Annotated in this window: 21 protein-coding genes; all 21 read right to left on the minus strand. The window is 37.3% G+C overall.

Annotation, left to right across the window (positions count from 1 at the left end; genetic code table 11):
• Positions 1-12: 12 nt before the first annotated feature.
• Positions 13-930 carry a helix-turn-helix domain-containing protein gene (locus tag BQ6100_RS06325; RefSeq protein WP_315970012.1) on the minus strand — a complete coding sequence of 306 codons (918 nt, stop codon included), beginning with the start codon at positions 928-930 and terminating at the stop codon, positions 13-15.
• 11 nt (positions 931-941) lie between these two features.
• Complete coding sequence (locus BQ6100_RS06330; RefSeq protein ID WP_075980860.1) at positions 942-1,733, minus strand: DUF3388 domain-containing protein; 792 nt, start codon at positions 1,731-1,733, stop codon at positions 942-944.
• A 256-nt stretch (positions 1,734-1,989) separates the two neighbouring features.
• Positions 1,990-2,235 carry a DUF3243 domain-containing protein gene (locus tag BQ6100_RS06335; protein WP_075980861.1) on the minus strand — a complete coding sequence of 82 codons (246 nt, stop codon included), beginning with the start codon at positions 2,233-2,235 and terminating at the stop codon, positions 1,990-1,992.
• An 87-nt stretch (positions 2,236-2,322) separates the two neighbouring features.
• Positions 2,323-3,045 (minus strand): elongation factor P 5-aminopentanone reductase, encoded by a 723-nt coding sequence (gene ymfI / locus BQ6100_RS06340; RefSeq protein WP_075980862.1) that lies wholly within the window; start codon positions 3,043-3,045, stop codon positions 2,323-2,325.
• Positions 3,046-3,169: 124 nt separating this feature from the next.
• Positions 3,170-4,456 carry an EF-P 5-aminopentanol modification-associated protein YfmH gene (gene yfmH, locus BQ6100_RS06345; protein ID WP_075980863.1) on the minus strand — a complete coding sequence of 429 codons (1,287 nt, stop codon included), beginning with the start codon at positions 4,454-4,456 and terminating at the stop codon, positions 3,170-3,172.
• Positions 4,456-5,739, minus strand: a complete 1,284-nt coding sequence (gene yfmF, locus BQ6100_RS06350; RefSeq protein WP_075980864.1) for an EF-P 5-aminopentanol modification-associated protein YfmF — start codon at positions 5,737-5,739, stop codon at positions 4,456-4,458. Before yfmF ends, yfmH begins: the two co-directional genes overlap by 1 nt.
• 241 nt (positions 5,740-5,980) lie before the next feature.
• Complete coding sequence (locus tag BQ6100_RS06355; protein ID WP_075980865.1) at positions 5,981-6,940, minus strand: ABC transporter permease; 960 nt, start codon at positions 6,938-6,940, stop codon at positions 5,981-5,983.
• Positions 6,941-7,978, minus strand: a complete 1,038-nt coding sequence (locus BQ6100_RS06360) for an ABC transporter permease (protein ID WP_075980866.1) — start codon at positions 7,976-7,978, stop codon at positions 6,941-6,943.
• Positions 7,971-9,506 (minus strand): ABC transporter ATP-binding protein, encoded by a 1,536-nt coding sequence (locus BQ6100_RS06365; protein ID WP_075980867.1) that lies wholly within the window; start codon positions 9,504-9,506, stop codon positions 7,971-7,973. The genes BQ6100_RS06360 and BQ6100_RS06365 overlap by 8 nt, the downstream gene beginning before the upstream one ends.
• A gap of 215 nt (positions 9,507-9,721) precedes the next feature.
• Positions 9,722-10,804: a BMP family lipoprotein gene (locus BQ6100_RS06370; RefSeq protein ID WP_075980868.1), complete on the minus strand. Its 1,083-nt coding sequence runs from the start codon at positions 10,802-10,804 to the stop codon at positions 9,722-9,724.
• Positions 10,805-10,890: 86 nt separating this feature from the next.
• Positions 10,891-11,619: a GntR family transcriptional regulator gene (locus BQ6100_RS06375; RefSeq protein ID WP_075980869.1), complete on the minus strand. Its 729-nt coding sequence runs from the start codon at positions 11,617-11,619 to the stop codon at positions 10,891-10,893.
• Between the two features lie 330 nt (positions 11,620-11,949).
• Positions 11,950-14,271 (minus strand): FtsK/SpoIIIE family DNA translocase, encoded by a 2,322-nt coding sequence (locus BQ6100_RS06380; protein WP_075980870.1) that lies wholly within the window; start codon positions 14,269-14,271, stop codon positions 11,950-11,952.
• A 164-nt stretch (positions 14,272-14,435) separates the two neighbouring features.
• Positions 14,436-14,648, minus strand: a complete 213-nt coding sequence (locus tag BQ6100_RS06385; protein ID WP_075980871.1) for a YlzJ-like family protein — start codon at positions 14,646-14,648, stop codon at positions 14,436-14,438.
• A complete protein-coding gene (locus BQ6100_RS06390; RefSeq protein WP_075980872.1) occupies positions 14,645-15,397 on the minus strand; it encodes a ClpP family protease in 753 nt (250 codons plus the stop codon). Before BQ6100_RS06390 ends, BQ6100_RS06385 begins: the two co-directional genes overlap by 4 nt.
• Before the next feature lie 142 nt (positions 15,398-15,539).
• Positions 15,540-17,207 (minus strand): ribonuclease J, encoded by a 1,668-nt coding sequence (locus tag BQ6100_RS06395; protein ID WP_075980873.1) that lies wholly within the window; start codon positions 17,205-17,207, stop codon positions 15,540-15,542.
• A gap of 214 nt (positions 17,208-17,421) precedes the next feature.
• Entirely contained in the window at positions 17,422-18,297 is an 876-nt protein-coding gene (dapA, locus tag BQ6100_RS06400) for a 4-hydroxy-tetrahydrodipicolinate synthase (RefSeq protein WP_075980874.1), read from the minus strand.
• Positions 18,298-18,336: 39 nt separating this feature from the next.
• The gene (gene dapG / locus BQ6100_RS06405) at positions 18,337-19,557 is read right to left on the minus strand and encodes an aspartate kinase (RefSeq protein WP_075980875.1); all 1,221 of its coding nucleotides are present in this window, start codon (positions 19,555-19,557) and stop codon (positions 18,337-18,339) included.
• A gap of 96 nt (positions 19,558-19,653) precedes the next feature.
• Complete coding sequence (gene asd / locus BQ6100_RS06410; protein WP_075980876.1) at positions 19,654-20,709, minus strand: aspartate-semialdehyde dehydrogenase; 1,056 nt, start codon at positions 20,707-20,709, stop codon at positions 19,654-19,656.
• Positions 20,710-20,943: 234 nt separating this feature from the next.
• Positions 20,944-21,537: a dipicolinate synthase subunit B gene (locus BQ6100_RS06415; RefSeq protein ID WP_075980877.1), complete on the minus strand. Its 594-nt coding sequence runs from the start codon at positions 21,535-21,537 to the stop codon at positions 20,944-20,946.
• Positions 21,534-22,436, minus strand: a complete 903-nt coding sequence (dpaA, locus tag BQ6100_RS06420; RefSeq protein ID WP_075980878.1) for a dipicolinic acid synthetase subunit A — start codon at positions 22,434-22,436, stop codon at positions 21,534-21,536. Before dpaA ends, BQ6100_RS06415 begins: the two co-directional genes overlap by 4 nt.
• Positions 22,437-22,647: 211 nt before the next feature.
• Entirely contained in the window at positions 22,648-22,893 is a 246-nt protein-coding gene (locus tag BQ6100_RS06425) for a YlmC/YmxH family sporulation protein (protein ID WP_075980879.1), read from the minus strand.
• Positions 22,894-23,283: the final 390 nt, after the last annotated feature.

Consider the following 23,283-nt stretch of genomic DNA (forward strand, 5'->3'; position numbering starts at 1 on the left):
ATCCATTGATGACTATTCATTCACTGAATCCTCCGAAACCTTCTTAATGGTTATATTCTGGGTAACCACTTCTGATGGAGAAACCTTATACTCTAACAATTGGTCATTAACGTAAATTTCCGTATTCGCAGCATTTCCAACTATAATAACTGCTTCTTCTTCTTTTGAATAATCAACGGACTTACTATCCGTTTCGCCCTTTTTCAACGTCCCTTGAAAGAAGGAATAGCCTTTCCCATTTAACATATTAATCCATGTCTCACCAGTTGAAACAATCTTCACTTGAAAATCCTCTGCATTTTTCAGCTCATAAGTTGTTTCATCGCCATTGGATTCTAATATAGAAATCTCTTGGGTAGACTCTTCAAGATTCTCATCCTCTACAACTGGATTTTCCTCTTCTTTAGTTGTTTCCTCTTCAGTAGCCTTTTCTTCTGCTTTAGAGTCTTCTTTTTGAAGCTTTTCAGACTCCTCATATGTAACTGTTTGGTTATCGCTATTTTTAGCTTCCTTATCTTCTGCTCCAGCATTCTTTTGAAGATAATAATAAATAGCAGCAATCACACCAATGACAACTATTGCGATTAAAATTTTGGGTAATATGTCAAATATCTTGGAACGATTTGGAGATATATTACTTCTTGATTGCACCCGAGAGATTTTTTCAGGAATGTCTTCCGTATGAGTTGCTGGTATTTCTGAAGCATATTGTGAAAACAATTCCTCTGGCTCAATACCTACTGCTTCAGCATATTGCTTAATAAATGCTCGAACATAAAAAGAGCCCGGCATCATATCATAATTTCCTTCTTCGATTCCCTTTAAGTAACGCTTTTGAATCTTGGTAACCGATTGTAAATCGTCTAAACTCATATTCTTATTGATTCGAGCTTCTTTGAGTCTGTTCCCTAGTTCTGACAAAGATAACACCTTCCAATATACTAAAAATCAAAGCCCCCGAAATCCATATCAGAGAACATATTGTCTTTTTCTACATCATCATATTTTATTTCTTCACCTGGTTCATTTCTTAGCTCAATAATATAATCAAAGTCTTCCATGGAATACTCTGTATTTTGAACAAAGATATCTGGATGTTCTATTACTTTAACTGCAGGAAGTGACATAATTTCTCTTACAAGCTGCCAGTGACGTTCGTTAGCTCTTCTAGTTGAGACAATACCATCAATAATAAATAAGTTGTTTTCGTTATATTCATCCTCAATAAGCTGACTCCTTATTGTCTGCTTTAGAAGAGTGGAAGAAACGAATAACCAACGTTTATTAGCACAGACGCTTGCTGCAACAATGGATTCCGTTTTTCCGACACGAGGCATCCCGCGAATACCAATCAATTTGTGACCTTCTTGTTTAAATAATTCAGCCATAAAATCAACCAGTAATCCTAATTCATCTCTAACAAATCGAAAGGTTTTCTTATCATCCGCATCCCTTTGTATGTACCTTCCATGTCGAACTGCTAGACGGTCACGTAATTTAGGTTCACGAATTTTTATTACTTTAATTGTGTCCATTGTATTTAAAATTGATTCTAACCGAACGATTTGGTCGTGATTTTTAGCCAAAATTAATAGTCCTCTACGACCTTCATCTACCCCATTTATTGTTACAATATTAATAGAAAGCATTCCTAATAATGAAGAAATATCGCCAAGCAGACCAGGACGGTTTTTTTGAATTTCATATTCTAAATACCATTCTTTCTTTTCCACTAAAAAACCCCCAATGAATGCTAGGTATGACAATCATAATAGATTTCAAATACTATAATATATGATTTTCCATTAAGATGAAAGAAAAAACCGGTTTCTGAGTTAAAATGTTAAAATAATGCCACTTTTTGTCGTTTTAGGGTTTCTTTCACAGCTTTTATCCACTTTCAAAATCTCCTTTTCCATAGTACATCACAAGAAATCTTCTGTCTAAAACAAAAAAGGGAGGTCCCCCTCCCTTTTTTTACATAAGTGATTATTTATCAACAAGTTTCACCATTATACTTGCAATTGCATGTTGCTCTTCTGGAGTAGCTACAGACCAAAGATCGGCAAGGATTCTTTCTTGTTCATTTTTTGGTTCAACCTGTTTTGCTAGATAATCTCCAATTTGAAATGCAAGATCGTTAATGACTTCTTTATTCATTCCTTGATTTTGAGCATGATCTAAACGATCACCAAGAAAGTCCTTCCATTGTTGCCAATTATCAAGTACAGACATGTAAAATCCTCCTTTTTAGATAGTACATATATATTTTGCATAGGCATAAGGAAAATATACACATCTGCCCTTTTTCATTTTTGTTATCTACATAAACCAACCACCATTCACAGATAATACTTGTCCAGTAATATAAGATGCTTGGTCAGATAACAGAAAATGTACCGCATCAGCAATGTTTTCTGGACTCCCTATTTTCCCCATTGGGATTTCTCCCTGTATGTCCTCTAATTCTTCTTTAGTAAAGCCTTCAAGCATGGCTGTTTCAATTGCTCCTGGTGCAACAGAATTTACCCGAATACCACTTAATGCCACCTCTTTACTTAAGGCCTTTACAAATGCAATTTGTGCCCCTTTCGCAGCTGAATAAACTGTCTCACAGGCTGCACCAATTTGACCCCAGATGGAGGATATAAAAATGATATTCCCTGATTGATGATGAAGCATTTTTGGCAATAATTCTTTTGTTAATAGAATAGGAGATGTCACATGAATACGAAAGAGTTTCTCAAGGTCCTCCTGATTTACATCCATCAACATTCCGAAATGACTATTTCCGCTGTTATGTACAATACCATGAAGGGAAAAGATATTATTTAAAACGACTTTATATCCATCAGAAGTGGATAAATCGGCGCAAATAGGCAAATATTCACCACCATATTGGTTCAGTTCATCTAAGAGACCCTCGATTGCCTTTTTATTTTTAAAATAATGTAAATAAAGGGAGTATCCCTCTTTTGCCAGTCTTTTAGCTATGGCTTTTCCAATCCCTCCACTTGCTCCTGTTATTAATATATATTTATGCATTTTCTCCACTCCGTTATTTCTCTTCAATTATTTAGCATAGATTTAATATTTCAGGGATACATCAAAACAGGCTCTATTCCAATCAAAAACCACCGCTTTTAAAAGGAATAGAACCCATTTATCATTATCCTTTTGGAATGACTTGACAAACCGTAAAACGCTCTTCATCAATAAAATCCTTAGCAGCGGATAATACATCATTAAGAGTGATTTTTTCCAAGGTAGGAACGACATCAAAAAGATCCATTTCATTAAATGCATAGCGAGTAAACTGATTGGCAATATATTCTGGAGAGTTCACCGCACGTAAAAATCCACCTATTTTCTTCTTTTTTGTTCGTTCTAATGCCTCTTCAGTGATCTTCCCATCATGAGCCTCAAAAAGCATTTGCTTTAATGTTTCAGCTAATTTGTCTGGGTCGCTTGTATCGCCCCCAATCATCGAAAAGCCAAAGCCTTTTTCTTGCGTATAATCAAAGGAAAATGTGTCATCAATTAATCCAGACTCATAAAGTTTTTTATAATTTTCCGAGCTTTTTCCAAATAACAAATCAAGAAGAAGGTTTATAGTCAGTTCTCTCTTCAGCATTTCTTCACCTTGAAGCTCGACATCAACTGCTTTTACACCAACTAAACATTTTGAAGTTTGGACATTCATTTTTAACACTTGTTTCTTCTCAGCAACCCCGTGAATTTCCTCATCGAATTGCCTCTTGATTTCGGGTTGCTCCTGATATGTCTTTTTTGCTTGGTTATCCTTTATTTGTTTCATTATGGCTTCTGGATTAACTGGTCCAACAATAAACAAAAGCATATTGCTCGGATGGTAAAACGTATTATAGCATTCATATAACAAATCTTTTGTGATATGTGAAATAGATTCAACGGTTCCTGCAATATCAATACTTACCGGATGGGTTTTATACATATTTTCAATTAATCCAAAATACAAACGCCAATCCGGATTGTCATCATACATGGTAATTTCTTGACCGATAATTCCTTTTTCTTTCTCAACTGTTTTCTCTGAAAAGTATGGATCCTGAACAAAGTCTATGAGCGTTTCTAGGTTTTTTTCAACATCTGTGGTGCTCGAAAATAAGTAGGCTGTCCTTGTAAATGAGGTAAAGGCGTTTGCTGAAGCACCCTGTTTGCTAAACTGCTGGAAAACATCTCCATCCTCTTTTTCAAACAATTTATGCTCTAAAAAGTGAGCAATGCCATCTGGAACCTTCGTAAATTCTGTCTTTCCGGCTGGAATGAAATGATTATCGACAGAACCATATTTTGTCGTAAACGTTGCATAGGTTTTGTTAAAACCTTTTTTCGGTAAAATATAGACCTCAAGTCCATTGTCTAATCTTTCATGAAACAACTCTTCCTGAAGCTGGTCAAAACTAATCTTCTCCACTATTTACCCGCCTCCAATCCAGTAAGAAAATAGATGGTGTCTAAATGGGTCTTCTGCGCAACCTTCACAACATCCTCTTTTGATACCTTATCCGTTTCTTCTAGCCAGGAGTCTAAAGTCACATTTGCCTTGGCTACTACATTATGATAAAGGACTTCGACAATTCCCCTCGCGGAATCAATCGTTTCAAGCATTTGATTTTTAATTACGGCTTTAGTCTGCTCAAGCTCTTGATCTGAAAAATCACCGCTCTTCATCGATTCCATTTGTTCTTTTATAATTGAAACCGTTTGATCGTAATTTTTATTGTCAATACCTGACATAACCATCATTAAGCCCTTATGGCTTTCAAGTCTGCTGGCTGCATAATAGGCCAGACTTGCTTTTTCCCTGACATTAATAAACAATTTGGAGTGTGAGAATCCACCATATATTCCGTTAAAAACCTGAAGAGCATAATAATCCTGATCTCCATAGTAAACATTTGTGCGGAAACCGATATTTAATTTGCCCTGTTTTACATCCTGGTTTTCTTTTACCTCTTTTACTTGATCAATGGCTGCTGACGCGGCCTGTTTTTCCACTATTTGAGGAGTTCGGTTAGAAAATTGAAGGAATTCATCTGCAACAGCTGTCACTTCCTCAACATTGACATCCCCAATTACATACAAATCAAGCTCATCCTCATTAAATGCCTGTTCATAATAGTTGTATAGACTTTCTTGAGTAATTGAATCTACATGATCCATTTGCCCATGAGTAGGAAGGGAATACAATTCTCCTTCACACATTTCCTCGACAAGACGATTACTCGAATATTTCATTTTATCATCATAAATAGATTGAATACGTTGTTTTAACGTTCTCTTTTCTCTTTCAACTGTATCTTTATCAAAAGAAGATTCGTTCATATTTGGATTTTTCAATATTTCGGCAAGTAATTCAATCGCCTTTCGCAATAGAGAGGTTTGATTAGACAAAAACTTTTCATTTGGTATGTCAATGGAAAAACTAATGATATGATATTCACCTTTCTTAGCTAAATCAACAAATAAGCTAGCACCATATAAATCATCAAGGTACGTCCTCAAACTAGTTGTCGTTGGATATTTTTTGGAGCTGCTTTGTAAAACATACGGCAATAAGGCCCTTTCAGTTAAGGATTCTTTCTTTAATGGTGATTTCATCTTCCAAACGAATGTATTTGTTTTATATTTTTCAGTCTTAACGATATGAAGGGTGTATCCCTTCATTACCTTCACTGTTTCAGAAATAATCGCCATAGCCATCCTCCTTCTAGTCTGTTTATTCATTCTATGTAATTCAATAATAAATCATTTAGTTTTCTCAAAAATACCATAAGTAAGATGAGGAACCTAATAAGTATATATTTTGCTCTAATTTTTAAACCTATTCTTACTATAACTTGTGATCCTTCATCGTATCAAGTTTTGGATAAAATGGAAATAATGTGTGGGGTAAAAAAAACCTATCAGCCCGCAAGACTGATAGGTTATTAAATAATTATCTTTGACCTTTAATATAAGGAACACCATCTGCTTTAGGTGCTTCAGCACGGCCGATAAATCCTGCCAGTGCTAAAATTGTTAAGACATAAGGCGCAATATTTAAATATACATCTGGTACGTCTTTAAGGAATGGAACACTGGATCCGACAATACTTAAGCTTTGTGCAAAACCAAAGAATAGAGCTGCACCAAGTGCACCAATTGGATGCCACTTACCAAATATCATCGCGGCCATTGCCATGAAACCTTGACCACTAATAGTTGCATGTCCAAAGTTCATTGTAATTGTTTCGGCATATACTGCTCCACCAAGACCACCAAGGAATCCACTTATTACAACTGCAAGATAACGCATTTTATAGACATTGACACCCATTGTGTCTGCGGCCATTGGGTGTTCACCGACAGAACGTAATCTTAAACCAAATGCGGTTTTATACAAAATATACCATCCTAGAATTGCAACACCAATTGCGATAAAAGAAGTGTAATACACATTAGAGAAGAGAAGTCTTCCAATAATCGGTATATCACTTAAAATAGGAACATCTGTTTTATAAAAACGATCTGTAATTACGTCAGTTTGACCTTTGCCATACCATTTCTTTACTAGGAATATTGATAATCCTAGAGCTAAAAAGTTGATAGCAATACCACTGACCGTTTGGTCGGCTCTAAATGAAATGGAAGCAACGGCATGGATTAATGAAAAGGCACCAGCGATTATTGCTGCAACGAGTAGCGCTACCCATTTCGTAGAATCTCCAAGCGTGTCTGCAAATGTGAGGTTAAATACGATTGCAACAAATGCACCAAAGATCATTAAACCTTCTAATCCGATGTTAATAACACCAGAACGTTCAGAGAAAACCCCACCTAATGCAGTAAATACAAGGGGAGCACCCATAAATATCGTAGATGAAATTAGGAATTCTAATACCTGCATGAAATCCATTTATTTCGCCCCCTTTTTAAAGCGATTAATTGTCCATGTAATAATATAACTAGATGCAACGAAGAAAAGGATTAATGCGATAACAATATCAACTAATTCATTTGGAACTCCGACTTCAAGAGGCATATTTAATGCACCAATCTTTAAGCTTCCAAATAGAATTGCACCGATAATAACACCGATTGCTGAGTTTGCTCCTAAAAGGGCCACTGCGATACCATCAAAACCTACGCCAGTGAAGGCCGATTTTATGGAAGCATATTCAAAGGTTCCTAAACCTTCCATTGCCCCTCCTAGACCCGCAAAGGCACCGGAAATAACCATGGATAGAATAATGTTTCTACTTACATTCATCCCGGCATATTGAGAAGCATGTTGGTTAAATCCAACCGAACGTAGCTCATATCCCATTGTTGTTTTTTCAAGAAGAAACCACATAATGAAAGCGGCAATAAGAGCGATAAAGATACCTATATGCATCCTAGAATAATCAGTTAATCCTTCTAAAATAGATGAGCGAAGGGAAGCTGAACCATGAATCTTTTCTGTAGTATCGCCTTTAGCGATGGCATGAATAAAAGCATTTGTCACATGTAAAGCAACATAGTTCATCATAATTGTAACGATAACTTCGTGAACCTTTAGCTTTGCTTTTAATAAACCGGGAAGGAATGCCCATAGCGCCCCTGCTACAGTAGCTGCTAATAAAGCTAAAGGCAAGTGGATAATTTTTGGTAAATCGAATGTGACTCCGACCCAAACAGCTGCTGTCCAACCAACGATAAATTGTCCTTCAACACCGATATTGAAGAGACCTGTTTTAAATGCAAATGCAACAGCTAAACCTGCCAATATATATGGTGTAATCTGTCTTACTGTTTCCCCGACATAATATACTTCACCAAATATTCCATTCCAAAGTGCTGCATAGCCACTAATCGGATTATAGCCACTAATTACCATGATAATTCCTCCGGCTATAATCCCTAGTAATACTGATATTACTGGAACAATTATTCTTTGTATGCGATTAGACATGGCTCTCTTCACCTGCTCCCTTACCTTTACTTCCCGCCATTAATAAGCCAAGTTCTTGTTCAGTTGTCTCTTTAGGGTTTACAATGGCAACGATTTGACCCTCGAAAATGACAGCTATACGATCACTTACATTCATGACTTCATCAAGTTCAAATGAAACTAGTAACACAGCTCTACCATGGTCTCTTTGTTCAATCAAGCGTTTATGAATAAATTCAATTGCTCCAACATCCAAACCACGAGTAGGCTGAGCTGCAATAAGTAAATCTGGATTTCTATCTACTTCCCGCCCAATAATCGCCTTTTGTTGGTTACCCCCCGATAGCGAGCGAGCTAATGTTCTTTCACTAGGTGTACGGACATCAAATTCCTTAATAACTTTAGATGCCTGCTCATAGATTTTTTTGAAGTTTAAAATCCCTGACTTGGAATATGGAGGCTTATAATAGGTTTGTAAGACCATATTCTCTGCAATTGGATAATCCAGCACAAGTCCATGTTTGTGCCGGTCTTGAGGAATGTGTCCAACACCGGATTCAGCAATTTTTCTTGGTGTTAAATTACGTATTTCTTTTCCATTAATTTTTACTGAACCACTTTCAGATTTTCTGAGTCCTGTAATGGCTTCGATTAATTCAGTTTGACCATTACCATCGACTCCAGCAATCCCAACAATCTCACCGGCGCGAACAGAAAGGCTAAGACCCTTAACCGCTTCAATTCCCCGTGAATCTTTGACCACTAGGTTATCTACTTCTAAAACTACATCTTTTGGTTCTGCAGGAGTTTTTTCGGTTTTAAAGACAACATCACGGCCAACCATCAAGCTTGCTAGCTCATGTACATTTGTATCAGAAACATTTAGTGTACCAATCCCTTTTCCTTTACGAATAACAGTTACTCGGTCACTTACCTCCATGATTTCTTTCAATTTATGAGTAATTAATATGATGGATTTTCCCTCTTTAATCAGGGTTTTCATGATCCCAATAAATTCTACAATTTCTTGTGGAGTTAACACAGCGGTTGGTTCATCAAAAATAAGGATTTCAGCACCGCGGTAGAGTGTTTTCAAAATCTCTACACGTTGCTGCATACCAACTGTAATATCAGAAATTTTGGCTTGTGGATCTACAGCTAAACCATATCGTTCCGAGATTTCTCTTACCTCTTTTTCAGCTCTCTTAATGTCTACCGTTGTACCTTTTTTTGGTTCTTTCCCAAGAATAATATTTTCAGTAACAGTAAATTTGTCAACCAACATAAAATGCTGATGAACCATTCCAATTCCTAAATCGTTAGCGATGTTTGGATTGGTAATTTTTACGGGCTTACCCTTCACGCGGATTTCTCCTTGTTCGGGTTGATACAACCCAAACAAAACATTCATTAATGTAGATTTTCCAGCACCATTTTCACCGAGCAGAGCATGTATTTCTCCTTTTCTCAGCTGCAGGGTAATATTGTCGTTTGCAACGAAACCAGAAAACTCTTTACGAATGTTAAGCATTTCAATTACGTATTCCACCCTGTTTCACTCCTTAAAACAAACTAATAATCTTGTAGGTTGTTAGAGGTCTTACCTCATATGTACAAAAAACTATACGATTTATTAGGTAAAATCCTAAAGGAAGAATAGAAATCGTTTTTCCATTTTCAATTCTTCCCTTGTGATTTTATAGAACAGTTTTAGAAAATCAAGGGCTATCATCTAAAGAAATAGCCCTTGAAACCTTACATCAATTATTTAATGAAGTTATTTAATTCATCAATTGTTTGAGGAACTTCTACTTCACCGTTTTTAATCTTAGCTGTCCATTCCTCAACAGCCTTTTTCATATCATCTGTTAAATTATCTTGAGATGGAGCGATTCCGATAGCATTTTCTTCAAGACCATATGCTAGTACTTCTCCACCAGGGAATTTTCCGTCTTTTGCTTTTTGAGTTACGTCTTTAACAGCGATATCAACACGTTTAACCATTGAAGTTAAAGCGATGTTCGTATTTTCATCAACTTTACCTAGGTCATATTGGTCTTTATCAACACCGATTGCCCAGATATTTTTGCTTGAATCTTTTTTCTTTAATTCTACTGCTTCAGCAAACATACCTTCACCAGTACCACCTGCTGCATGATAAATTACGTCAACACCAGACCCGTACATTTTACCAGCAATAGACTTACCTTTTGCAGCATCAGCGAAAGAAGCCGCGTATTCTACATCTACAGTAGCTTTAGGGTTAACAGATTTTACACCTGCAATAAAGCCAACTTCAAATTTTTTGATAAGGTCACTATCTACGCCACCAATAAATCCAACTTTATTAGATTTTGTAGCTAATCCAGCAACAACTCCAACAAGGAATGAACCTTGATGTTCCTTAAATGTAATGCTAGCAACATTTGGTTGTTCTACAACTGAGTCAACAATTGCAAAATTTGTATCTGTACGTTGTTTAGCAATTTCTTCAACTGGTTTTTGTAGAAGGAAACCAATACCGAAGATTAAGTTGAATTTTTCACGAGCTAAACGTTGAAGGTTAGTTGTATAGTCAGCATCGGATTTAGATTGAAGGTAGTCATATCCACCTTTACCCTTCTCCAATCCATTTTCTTCACCCCAGGCAGAAAGGCCTTCCCAAGCTGATTGGTTAAAGGATTTATCATCAACCCCACCAACATCTGTAACCATTGCAGCTGAGAATTTGCTCTCTTCTTTTCCTTTATCAGCTGTAGTGTCTTTTTCACTATTGCCACAAGCACCCAAAATTGTTCCTGCAGCTAAAACAAGTGATAGCGCTAAACCAAATTTACGCTTTTTCAAGGATGTTACCCCCTATTTTTTATTTTGATTTGGTAGAAATGTGCTCTAAACTTGCGTCAAAATGTAGTTTTTCCAGTTCTGCTGAATTACATTCTTTTTCGTAGAACGTGGAAACTAAATTTGTCTGCTCGAAAGTAATTGACTGAATACAGAATGGGTTCATCCATCTCATCGTAATGCATTTGCTTTAACACAAGTAAAGCGCATTCATGTCCACAATTAAGAATTGGTGAAATCTTTGGATGATAACCAATGGGTTCTATCTGGGCAACAGCATATGTAACTTTCCGATTTGAAACATCTTCTAAAATACTAAAAATAGATGTTTCGATTTGTGATAACCTGGTAGGCAAAATTTTTCCTGGTATCTTATCCACACAATATACCACCGGGTCACCATTTGCCGTTCTTACCCTTTCAATCACAACCATTTCTTCATCCTTTAAACATGAGAATCGACGAATATCCTTTTCTGTAGCCAGATGTATTTCAGAGCTTAGAAAAATAGTACCAGGTTCCATTCCAGCCTGTTCAATCATAGCAGTGACACTTTGCAATTGTTCAATACCAGAGGTAAACAAGGGCTTTGAATTAACAAAGGTTCCAACACCATGGCGCCTAATAATCACGTTTTCTTCTTCAAGAATACGCAACGCTTCCCGTAGTGTTGCCCTGCTTACACCAAGCTGTTTGGCTAAGTCAAATTCTGAAGGCAATTTTTCTTTTTCTTTATAAATGCCATTCTCAATATCTTGCTTTAACCGATCGATAACTTGTAAATACAAATGCCGATTATCTGCCTTAATTGATGACATGAAGGAACTCCCCCAGTTTTTCTCTTTAGACATCAGACCTCTGATGTTTTACCATTCCTACTAATCGTCAATAATATACCATTTTTTCTATTATAAATAAATAGAGATTATAAATTTTTCTCGATTATGTCATAATTCTATTAATCAGACAAAGTCAGTAATATCAATAGTTCTGATGTGAACCCCTGATAAATAAAGCGTTTTCATAACTTAGCTAAAAAAAACTTGAATGGAATGATTTGTAAATTCATTCTATTCAAGTTAATTTTTTATGAACTTTTTATATTGTTATGAATCATTGATATGAATTAGTACTAATCCTGTATCTTTCTAAAATGAAGAACTAGCCTCCTCCGAGGACTTTGGCATAAGCACTGCTCTAGGCTTACTCCCTTCATATGGACCTACAACTCCTCTTAATTCCATTTCATCAATCAGCCTAGCTGCTCTAGTGTATCCAATTCTAAACCTTCGCTGTAGCATTGAAACAGAAGCGGTTTGCATTTCTATAACTAAATCCACTGCAGCATTGTATAATTCATCGTCTACCTCAGAATTCATTTCTGGAATATCATCTGGAATCATTTCCTGTTGATACTGCGCCTTTTGCTGTGAGATAACAAAGTCAACAACCTCTTCCACTTCGTCATCTGATAAAAAGGCACCTTGAACACGGATTGGTTTCGAGGCCCCGACAGGCATAAACAGCATATCACCTCTGCCAAGAAGTTTCTCGGCTCCACCCATATCTAAAATAGTCCGTGAATCGGTTTGGGAGGAAACTGCGAAGGCAATTCTAGACGGGATATTTGCCTTTATTACACCCGTTATAACATCCACTGATGGTCTCTGGGTTGCGATAATGAGATGGATACCAGCCGCACGTGCCATTTGTGCTAGACGTGTAATCGCATCCTCAACATCAGATGAAGCAACCATCATCAAATCCGCAAGCTCATCTACTATCACTACAATAAAAGGTAGTAAGGGTTGTTTATCATTTTCTTCAGCATTGTGTCTCTTCACGTGATCGTTATAACCTTCGATATTCCTTGTACCAGTATGAGAAAAGAGTTCATAGCGTCTTTCCATTTCATTTACAACCTTCATTAATGCTTGCGCAGCCTTCTTAGGATTTGTAACAACTGGGGCTAACAGGTGTGGAACTCCATTATAGACATTTAATTCAACCATTTTTGGGTCGATCATCATCAATTTCACTTCATGTGGTTTCGCCCTCATGAGAATACTTGTAATGATTCCATTGATGCACACACTTTTTCCACTACCTGTAGCTCCTGCCACTAAGAGATGGGGCATTTTGTTTAATTCCGCAAGAACTGCTTCCCCTGTGATATCCCTCCCTAAACCAATCAAAAGCTTGGAATCTGGTTTTTCATTCTGTGTTGTTTCAATAACCTCTCTTAATGAAACCATGGCGACTTCAGAATTTGGCACTTCAATTCCTACTGCTGATTTTCCTGGTATAGGTGCTTCGATACGGATATCCTTTGCTGCTAGCGCAAGTGCAATATCATCACTAAGATTCACAATTTTACTCACCTTTACCCCAACATCCGGATGGACCTCATACTTTGTTACAGCTGGTCCAAGATGAACTTGTGTCACACGAGCCTTAACACCAAAGCTCTGAAATGTTCTTTCAAGCTTGGCTGCATTAGCATGAATCATTTCATATTCCCCACTTTGGTCCGCATGTCTTGGGAATTTTAATATATTCATAGGTGGTAATTGATAATCAACATTTTCAACTTCAGTAAATGAAATTGGTGGAGAGTGGTCCTCTACCTCTTCAGTTTCGATTTCTTTTATTTGTTCTCTCTGATTATTCTCATTAGCATGGGGTGGATGATTGACTTTTTGTGAAAAGCTTGAAATAATAGGCTCTGATTGTGGCTCAACTACATCAACGGGCTGATGAACTTTTGACTTTTCAATTTTGATTTGTTCCTTTCGCTTCTCCACTCTTTCAGTTTTCTTCTTCGCCCGATTGTTCTTCCATTCCTTCGTGTCTTCTTTAAATGCCTTCCATTGCTGTCCAATAAATTGGAAGCATGCCATAAAAATCTTACCTACTACCTCTCCAAATGTTTTTCCTGTTAAAAGAATAAATCCAATGATTAATAATACAAATGCCGCAATTTTTGTACCTGCTGCATCGAATAAATAGTGAAATGCAGCAAAGAGAACCGCACCGATCATTCCTCCACCTAAGTCCGTAGTGCTTGTTTCTCCCCTGATCTCCATCCGATAAAGCTCCCAAGTATTTTCAATTACACTAGGGTTTTCAAATTTCTCCCCATTGGATAGTAGATCAAATAATGTCAAATGACTTAACAATAGCAGAGCTGCAAGGATTAAATATAGAGCTATTAATTTGGTGTGAAAAAAAAATGGAAGGGTTCTTTTCCACATGAAATAACCACCTAAAGCAACTAAACCGATGAGGCAAACCATATACCATTCACCAATAAAAAATCGGAAAAAGAGTACAATAGCTGTTCCTACTGCTCCGAGCTTGGCCATTGAAATAGCAGAAAGGGCAATCAAAATAATACCGATGAGCTCGTATTGTACAGTTCGTTTAAATTGTTCTTTTTGTCTCGTCTTTCTTTTCTTCTTCTTTGCCATATAATCACCTTATCAGTTATCGTAATAACATCTTTTGCAAAACAGGAAGACCCCATACCTGTTATTCCATTATTATCCTTTATGTATGAAATAAGAAAGCAGCCCAATTTGGCTGCTCGTGAAGTTTGTCCTCATTATATCACATCTTTTTTCGATTTTCTTAATTATGGAATGGAAATATAAGATCCGGGTTCACATCTAGCGTCTAAGTAATGAACTGGATCACTACTTAAAATTCTCAACACTCGATATTGATGATTTTCTCCTGATTCCACAAGTAAGGGAATACCCTCAAAGGAAACCATTTTTGTCTTTCCAATATCCTCCTGATTCATAGGGAAAATTAAATCATGGGGCATCATCGTATATAGAATCACTGAACCATTCCCTCACTTTCTTCTTTGTTCAGATCGATGAGCTCATTTAATTTTCTCATTGCAGCCCCTAGACCCCCTACTTCATCTATAAGACCATATTTAACTGCGTCTGTTCCAACCACGTTTGTACCAATATCCCTTGTTAAATTTCCTTTTTCAAACATAAGCTCTTTAAATCTCTCTTCAGATATGTTTGAGTGCTTCGTCACAAAATTTATGACTCGGTCCTGCATTTTATCTAAATACTCAAAGGTTTGAGGGACACCAATAACTAAACCGGTTAATCTGACTGGATGAATCGTCATCGTTGCTGTTTCAGCTATAAAGGAATAATCACAAGAAACAGCGATAGGGACGCCGATAGAATGACCCCCACCAAGAACAATGGAGACAGAAGGCTTTGATAGGGATGCTAGCATCTCTGAAATAGCAAGGCCTGCCTCCACGTCACCACCTACTGTGTTTAAAATGACTAACAATCCTTCAATTTTTGGATTTTGTTCTATTGCTACTAATTGTGGAATTAAATGCTCGTACTTCGTTGTTTTATTTTGTGGAGGTAATTGTATATGACCTTCAATTTGACCCACGATTGTTAGACAATGTACTCTCGAATCCTGAGATAATTGAGGCACATTCGTTTGACCTAATTGTTGAATTTTTTCTATCAAAGATGATGGTTTATCTTCTTTTGGTTGGTCCTGTTCTTCATTTTTTACCGTTTCATTTCGGCGAATCTCTCTGTCCATTCTAATACTCCCTTCACACATGATAAGTTTAGTATGAAACGAGTAAATAGATTTCATGCTAAAAAGAATAGTGGGACTGCCCAACAGGTGGTGCATAGCACCAAGTTGGGACAGTCCCAGAAGGATTACACGCTAGATATTATTATACTTCCATAATGATTGGTAAAATCATGGGGCGACGCTTTGTTTTTTCAAATAAGAATTGATAAAGTTCATCTCTCATATCCTGTTTAATACTTGACCAGTCAAAGGACTCTTTTCCAATATTTCTTTCAACGATTTCTCTTACCAATATCGTTGCCTCGTCCATCAGCTGTTCAGACTCTCTTACATAAACAAAGCCTCTTGAGATGATTTCAGGCCCTGCTGATATTTTTTTATCGGCTTTATTTAAAGTAACAACGACAATAAGAATTCCATCTTGAGAAAGGAGTCTTCGGTCTCTTAAGACTATATTTCCAACATCCCCCACGCCGCTACCATCGATTAATACATTTCCAGATTGAACTTTTCCACCATATCTCAAGCGATCATTTTTCCATTCTAAAACATCGCCTTTATCCAAGATAAAAATAGAGTCATCGGTTAATCCGCATTCCTTAGCAACTTTCGCATGGGCCTTAAGCATCTTGAATTCACCATGCACAGGGACAAAATATTTTGGTTTCATTAAATTAATCATAAATTTCAATTCTTCATGATGAGCATGACTAGAGTTATTTACCATGACTTTTTTAGATAAAACATTTGCCCCTGCACGGAATAACATATCTATTGTTTTATATACAAACACTTCGTTTCCAAATAACGGAGATCCTGCAATTAGGACTGTATCCCCTTGCTTAATATTCACTTGTTTATTATTTTGTTTAGCCATTTTCTGGAGAATTTCAATAAAATCCCCCTGGGTGCCTGTAATTAATATGACCATTTCGTCATCAGCATAATGAATCATCTCTGTTACAGGAATAATGAGATTTTCTGGAACATGCAGATAATCAAGATTAAGAGCAATATCCATAATGCGCTGTGAGCTTTTTCCTAGTATGACCACTTTTCGTCGACTCTCGTATGCGGCATCAAAAACGTGTTGTATTCGGATTAAATCAGAAGCAAAACAAGAAACGATTACTCTACCTGGCGCATTGTAAAATGCATCTCCCATTTCCCTTGAAACAATCCCTTCAGAAATCGAGTATCCAGGTTTTTCGGCATCCGTACTTTCAGATAATAAACAAAGAACTCCCTGTTCACCAATTTGAGCCATTTTTCCGATCTCAGGCTTATAAAATTCTGTTGCTGCTTGATCAAATTTAAAATCACCGGTATGGACAATAATTCCTTCTGAGGTATGTATGCAAACGCCAACTGAATCAGGTATGCTGTGGTTTGTTTTGAAGAAGGTTACATCAACGGAATCAAATGTTATTTTTGAATCTGATTGAACTTCAATAAACTGGGCGTTCCCTTTAAATTCTTGCTCCTTCATCTTTGCTTTTGCTAATGCAATCGTAAGTCGTGTCCCATATACCGGAACCTTAACCTGTCTTAGCAAATAAGATAGAGCCCCAATATGATCCTCGTGACCATGGGTTAAAAAAACCGCCTTTAGTCTTTCTTTATTTTGAATTATGTAAGTGAAATCAGGAATGACAATATCGATACCTAACATTTCGTTTTCAGGAAACATTAATCCAGCATCCACGATAAATATATCATCATCGACCTCAACGATGTTCATATTATTACCGATTTCCCCTACTCCTCCAAGTGGTACTAACTTAATGGTTTCATTCTTTCTCTTTTTCAATGTTCGTATCCTCCTATGTTGATTCTATCCGACCGAAATCAGTTATGATTATTATACTTGATGAGCGAAAACCTTTACAACCATATTTATCCGGGAGGTAGTGATTATTGATTCTTTATGGTCGTGATTATTATATAAAAATAAAAAACCAACCAGACTAAATACTAATCTGATTGGTTTTTAACTTTATACATTGAACAAAGGGATAATTCCTTTATTGATATTTGTTTAATAGAGCAGCCAATGCACTTCTCTCTTGTTCTGATAACGGAACTAAAGGTAACCGAACTGAACCTACATCGAGGCCCTTTAATTGCAACGCTGTTTTCACTGGCGTTGGGCTAGGTGCTTTAAATAATCCCTCAATGATAGGTAAGATTTTTTGGTGAATTTTTGCTGCCTTTTCGTTCTCACCATTTAAGAATGCTTGAATCATAGCCTGCATATCACGACCGATAATATGAGCGGCCACTGACACAACGCCTGCGCCACCAATTGCCATTACCGGAAGTGTAACTGCGTCATCTCCACTATAAAGTAGGAAATCCTCATCCGTTTCTGCAATTATCTTCGTCATGGCGCTTAAATCACCGCTAGCTTCTTTTACAGCCACGATATTTGGTATTTTTGATAATCGTATAATCGTATCAGGCTGAATGTTTACCACTGACCTGCCAGGAATATTATAAACCATGACTGGAAGGGATGTGCTTTCTGCAATTGCTTTAAAGTGTTGGTATAAACCTTCTTGGTTTGGTTTGTTGTAATAAGGACCAACAATCATAATTGCATCTGCACCAATTTCTTCAGCCTTTTTTGTTAAAAGGATTGAGTCATAAGTATTGTTACTTCCAGTACCAGCAATCACTGGAACTCTCTTATCAACCACTTTCACAACATGTTGAAAAAGAGCGATTTTTTCTTCCTTTGTTAATGTAGGAGATTCACCAGTCGTACCTGCCACGACAATTGAATCTGTACCATTGTTAATTAAATAGTTTATTAAATCAGTAGCCTTTGAAAAGTCAATATGTCCTTTAATATCAAATGGTGTCACCATCGCTGTTGCAACCCTACCAAATAATGCCACTCTTTTCACTCCTATCTGCTTAATTCTTTGCTTATAAAATTAGATTTCTGAATCTAACTCGAAAACAGCATGTAACGCATTCACCGCTTGGACTAAATCATCTTGTTTAACAAGAACCCAAATCGTTGTATGGCTGTCAGCAGATTGTAAAATGCGAATTCCATTTTCCGAAAGAGCTGAAACAATCTTAGAGGTAATACCCGGAACTCCTGCCATTCCAGCACCTACTACTGATACCTTCGCGCAATTTCTTTCCACACTTGGTTCATGTCCAAGATTTCTTAACACACTGATTGCTTTATCGGTTGTCTCATCTGAGACTGTGTAGATGACTGTACTTGGTGAAATGTTGATAAAGTCAACACTAATTTTTTCATTAGCCATTGACTGGAACACTTCTGTTTGTAGATTATATTGATCCTTTTTCGGAAACACCTTTATTTGTGTGACGTTTGATAAATGGGCAATTCCTGTGATGAGCCTATCAGAAATATCGCTTCCACGTTGATGATTAGGATAATCAGATACTAATGTTCCCAAATTATCGGAATAGGTTGATCGTATCCGTAAAGGTACTTTTGCTTGCATGGCAATCTCGACTGCACGCGGGTGAATGACCTTTGCACCTTGATAAGCCAAATTGCACACTTCCGTATACGTCACGACAGGTAATGGCCTTGCCTTGTCTACTATACGAGGGTCGGCAGTCATTATTCCTTCAACATCTGTAAAAATATCGATTCGCTCAGCATTTAGAGCAGCACCTAAAGCAGCCGCTGAGGTATCACTTCCGCCTCGACCAATCGTTGTCGTATCCCCATTGGGGGCCGCTCCTTGAAATCCTGCTACAACGACAACATCATAATCCTGAAGCTCACCTATTAAACGCTCACACTGCATCTCGACGATTTTCGCATTAGAATGCTCATTATTCGTACGAAAGCCAGCCTGAGCTCCGGTTAAAGAAGTTGCGTTAATTCCACTCTCTAATAACATATTTGAGAAGACCACGCTTGAAATGACCTCTCCACAAGATAGAAGACTATCACTTTCTCTTCTACTAATTTTGCTCCTTGTTCCGCCGATTAATGAAAGTAGGGTATCCGTAGCATACGGGTCCCCTTTTCTTCCCATTGCTGATACAACAACGACTACCTTGTATCCAGCAGCTAATTCATGTTCAATATGCCTTTTAGCGTGTACTCTGCCTTCTTCATCACGGACTGATGTACCGCCAAATTTTTGAACAATTATTTTCATTATAACACCTCAAAAAAGATCCCATTGATTTGTAGTTAATATTTATTATGCTCCGCTTGAGGAAGAATGTCGAAAGCTACATCCCTAGCTTCCCTTTTATTTTTCCTTCACTAACCCTAACTTAATTAGGCTTTCTGCAATTTGAACAGAGTTCCATGCCGCTCCTTTTAGAAGGTTATCAGAAACCACCCACATATGGAAGCCTTTTGGTTCATCTAAATCCTTTCTAATACGCCCAACAAAGACATCATTTTTACCCACACAATCTGCAGGCATTGGATAAACTTGGTTATTAGGATCATCTTGAAGAACCACTCCTGGAGCGGTTGCCAATAAATCCTTTAATTCATTTGCTGTAACACCATCTGCATCAATTTCAAAATAGACAGATTCTGAATGACCAGTTGCTACAGGAATTCTCACGCAAGTAGCAGCAACTTGTACTTCAGGTAAATGCATAATCTTTTTCGTTTCATTAATCATTTTCATTTCCTCATAGGTAAATCCGTTATCTTGGAATACATCAATTTGAGGAATGGCATTGAATGCAATTTGATAATGTTTTTTATCTGATTTTACAGGTAAAATTTTGGGTTCAAAGCTTTCACCTGATACTATCGCTTTCGTTTGCTGATTCAATTCTTCTACTGCAGATGCACCGCTTCCTGAAACCGCTTGATAGGTTGAAACGATAATTTTGTTTAGTCCATACTTTTGACGAATAGGCTCAAGTGCAACAACCATTTGAATGGTGGAGCAATTTGGGTTCGCAATTATACCATGATGGCTATGAAGATCGGTTTCGTTCACTTCAGGTACTACCAATGGGGTATCTTTATCCATACGAAAAGCGCTAGTATTATCAACACAAATAGCTCCGCGCTTTGCTGCCTCAGGTGCTAACGCTTTTGAAACACTTCCTCCAGCGCTGAATAAGGCAATATCTACTCCTTCAAAGCTATCAGGTTTTGCTTCTTGTACAGTATATTCTTCACCCTTAAAGGTTAGTTTTTTACCAGCAGAACGGCTTGAGGATAGTAAGGTTAATTTTTTTATTGGAAAGTTTCTGCTTTCCAATGTTTTTAGCATCTGCCCTCCAACTGCGCCTGTTGCTCCGACAACAGCAACATGAAATCCTTTTTTCTCTGTCATGTCTAAGTTCCCCTTCCAATTCCCATAGATTAGGTTAGCTTTTTTCGGCAAATCAATAATGAAATGATAGGCATGGCGGATCTCATTCGGTCAGCCATGCTCCGATACCTTTTTTGCTTTTAAGCTTTAATGGATAAAATTTTGAATCTTATAATTAAAATTTATTTTATCATATTCAATCGCTATAGAAATAAAATTTTTACACGATTGCCGAAAAAAAGAAGAATGGGGAACTTAGTCACGAAATCTTTCTACTAATACAGGTTGGATTTGCTTCCCTTCAAGAGCAACTTCTACTGTATTGGGTAACATAGTCATACGGGCGACCATTGAATTGGGTTTATTTATAGGATCATCCTGGCCATATGGAACAAAATAGATGTTTTTAGTAGCCATTAATCTCATTAAGTTTACTCCGTTTAATCCGAGGGCATCATTAGTAGAAATAGCTAATACGACAGGCTTCCCATTTCTTAAGGTTGCCTTTGCTGCCATTAGCACTGGGGAATCTGTTAGGGCATTTGCTAATTTACTCATTGAATTACCTGTAAGCGGGGCAATCACCATGCAATCAAGTGGAATTTTTGGTCCGAGTGGCTCAGCTTTAACAATGGAGTCGATTACTTTATTTCCTGTAATTTCTTCAATTCGATTGATCCAATCCTCTCCCTTTCCAAAGCGTGTTTCTGTACTTTTTACAGTAAATGTTACGACAGGCAATACTTCAGCACCTGCATTTACCAATTTCTCTATTTCAGGAAGTACAGCATCATAAGTACAATGAGACCCTGTTAAACCAAAACCAATTCTTTTCCCTTTCAAATTCATGTGACTTTCCCCTTCCTTGATTGTAAATCTTCATGTAGCAGTTGAGAAAGAACGTTTGCCAGGATTTGACCTGCTGTTTTAGGTGCAACAATACCTGGTAGACCGGGCGCGAGTAATGCTTTAATTCCACGTTTTTCCGCATAGCGAAAATCCGTTCCTCCAGGCTTTGATGCAAGATCGATAATTAATGTGTGAGATGGCATTCTAGAAATCACAGAAGCATTAACGACTAAATGCGGAATTGTATTTATACAAATATCAACATCTTTCACTTGATTTTCTAAATCCATTAATTGAAAAGGTGTTAATCCCATTTCAGTTATTCGAGCAATGTGTTCACTCTTCCTTGCGCCCACCTTTACATTAGCACCTAAGGCAGCAAAGGTTCTTGCAACACTCATGCCCACTCTCCCTAATCCTAAAACCGCCACATTTGATCCATGTATCGTGAAATCGGTATGCTGGATGGCCATCATGATTGTTCCTTCTACGGTTGGAATGGAATTATATATAGCTACATCATCCCTTGAAAATAGCTGAACGAGTCGCCTATTTGCCTTTTTGGTGATTGTATTTAAATAAGTGTTCGTTATACCCGAGTAGACCGTGCAATGCTCAGGTGTTTTCATAAGTACTTCCTCGATTAAAAACACCTTTTCATTCGAAAAAATGGTTTCAATTTGTCCGTCTAAGCTAGTACCAGGAACCGGTAATATGATGGCGCCCATATTGCTAAAATCTACTTCATCTATCTTCTCCTTTACCGCACCAGTGAAGGCATGATCTAATTGTTCAAATCCGATTAAAGAGAGTTTTGCGTCAAGCTCCGTAAGTTTACGGATAATTTCGAGTTGCCTTGCGTCACCACCAATGACGGCAATTTGCATCCCTGTTAGCATGTAACATTCACCTTCTTTTAGAAAAAATCCTTAGTAGGAAATGATTGACGACTACAACATCTTATGTGAGAGATAAAAAACGGTGATTGCTCCGAAAGAAAAAAATAGTGAAAATGCCTATTATCGTAGGGCTGATTTTTTACAAAAAAAATACTCCCTAAGAAGAAAAATGTGCCAGGCACCTTTTCCATTTAGGAAGTTCGTTAAGGGGTTATTCATCCTCAGGAATGTCTATAATCACCATATCATTTCCAATCTTCTTAATATGACTCCAAGGTACTCTAATTTCTCCGCCATTTTTTCTAAAACCAAACCAACTAACGGAGGATGGAATTAATAAGGCTTGGATTTGGCCGGTACTTTCATTGATTTCTAAATCTGTTTGACCTAAGACCCCGAGTCTTTCCGCCTTTTTTAGATCGACTATTTCCTTTCCGCTAAGCTCGCTTAATCTCATCAGATTGTCCTCCCCCCACTTTTTCACCTACTATTAATGTATCTATGGTCGTCTATTTTTAGAATAGAGAAAAGGGGATGAGTTATTTATTCATGTGGGTAAGGATTTATGGAGTTTTCGCAGAAGATTTGACTTTCGCGGACATACGGGGTTATCCGCAGAAATTTGATCACAGCGGATCCATGGGATCTTCCTCAGATAACTTGATCACACGAATATATGGAATTTTTCGCTGAAATTTGACCATCGCGGATATATCGAATTTATCGCGGATATATTAAAAAAATCGCGGATATATCGTAATAATCGCGGATATATACCGAAAAATCGCGGATAAATTAAAATTATCGCGGATATCTGTTTTTTGAGCTTTAAAATACCCATTTTCTC

The organism is Bacillus massilinigeriensis (assembly GCF_900117315.1).
Taxonomy (GTDB): Bacteria; Bacillota; Bacilli; order Bacillales; family Cytobacillaceae; genus Bacillus_BE; species Bacillus_BE massilionigeriensis.

Excerpts from the sequence above, each read along its gene's own strand:
- BQ6100_RS06335 (WP_075980861.1), bottom strand. The coding sequence starts at position 2,235 with ATGTCTGTACTTGATAATTGGCAACAATGGAAGGACTTTCTTGGTGAT.
- ymfI (WP_075980862.1), bottom strand. The coding sequence starts at position 3,045 with ATGCATAAATATATATTAATAACAGGAGCAAGTGGAGGGATTGGAAAA.
- yfmF (WP_075980864.1), bottom strand. The coding sequence starts at position 5,739 with ATGGCGATTATTTCTGAAACAGTGAAGGTAATGAAGGGATACACCCTT.
- BQ6100_RS06355 (WP_075980865.1), bottom strand. The coding sequence starts at position 6,940 with ATGGATTTCATGCAGGTATTAGAATTCCTAATTTCATCTACGATATTT.
- BQ6100_RS06360 (WP_075980866.1), bottom strand. The coding sequence starts at position 7,978 with ATGTCTAATCGCATACAAAGAATAATTGTTCCAGTAATATCAGTATTA.
- BQ6100_RS06375 (WP_075980869.1), bottom strand. The coding sequence starts at position 11,619 with ATGTCATCAATTAAGGCAGATAATCGGCATTTGTATTTACAAGTTATC.
- BQ6100_RS06380 (WP_075980870.1), bottom strand. The coding sequence starts at position 14,271 with ATGGCAAAGAAGAAGAAAAGAAAGACGAGACAAAAAGAACAATTTAAA.
- BQ6100_RS06390 (WP_075980872.1), bottom strand. The coding sequence starts at position 15,397 with ATGGACAGAGAGATTCGCCGAAATGAAACGGTAAAAAATGAAGAACAG.
- dapG (WP_075980875.1), bottom strand. The coding sequence starts at position 19,557 with ATGAAAATAATTGTTCAAAAATTTGGCGGTACATCAGTCCGTGATGAA.
- asd (WP_075980876.1), bottom strand. The coding sequence starts at position 20,709 with ATGACAGAGAAAAAAGGATTTCATGTTGCTGTTGTCGGAGCAACAGGC.
- BQ6100_RS06415 (WP_075980877.1), bottom strand. The coding sequence starts at position 21,537 with ATGAATTTGAAAGGGAAAAGAATTGGTTTTGGTTTAACAGGGTCTCAT.
- dpaA (WP_075980878.1), bottom strand. The coding sequence starts at position 22,436 with ATGCTAACAGGGATGCAAATTGCCGTCATTGGTGGTGACGCAAGGCAA.
- BQ6100_RS06425 (WP_075980879.1), bottom strand. The coding sequence starts at position 22,893 with ATGAGATTAAGCGAGCTTAGCGGAAAGGAAATAGTCGATCTAAAAAAG.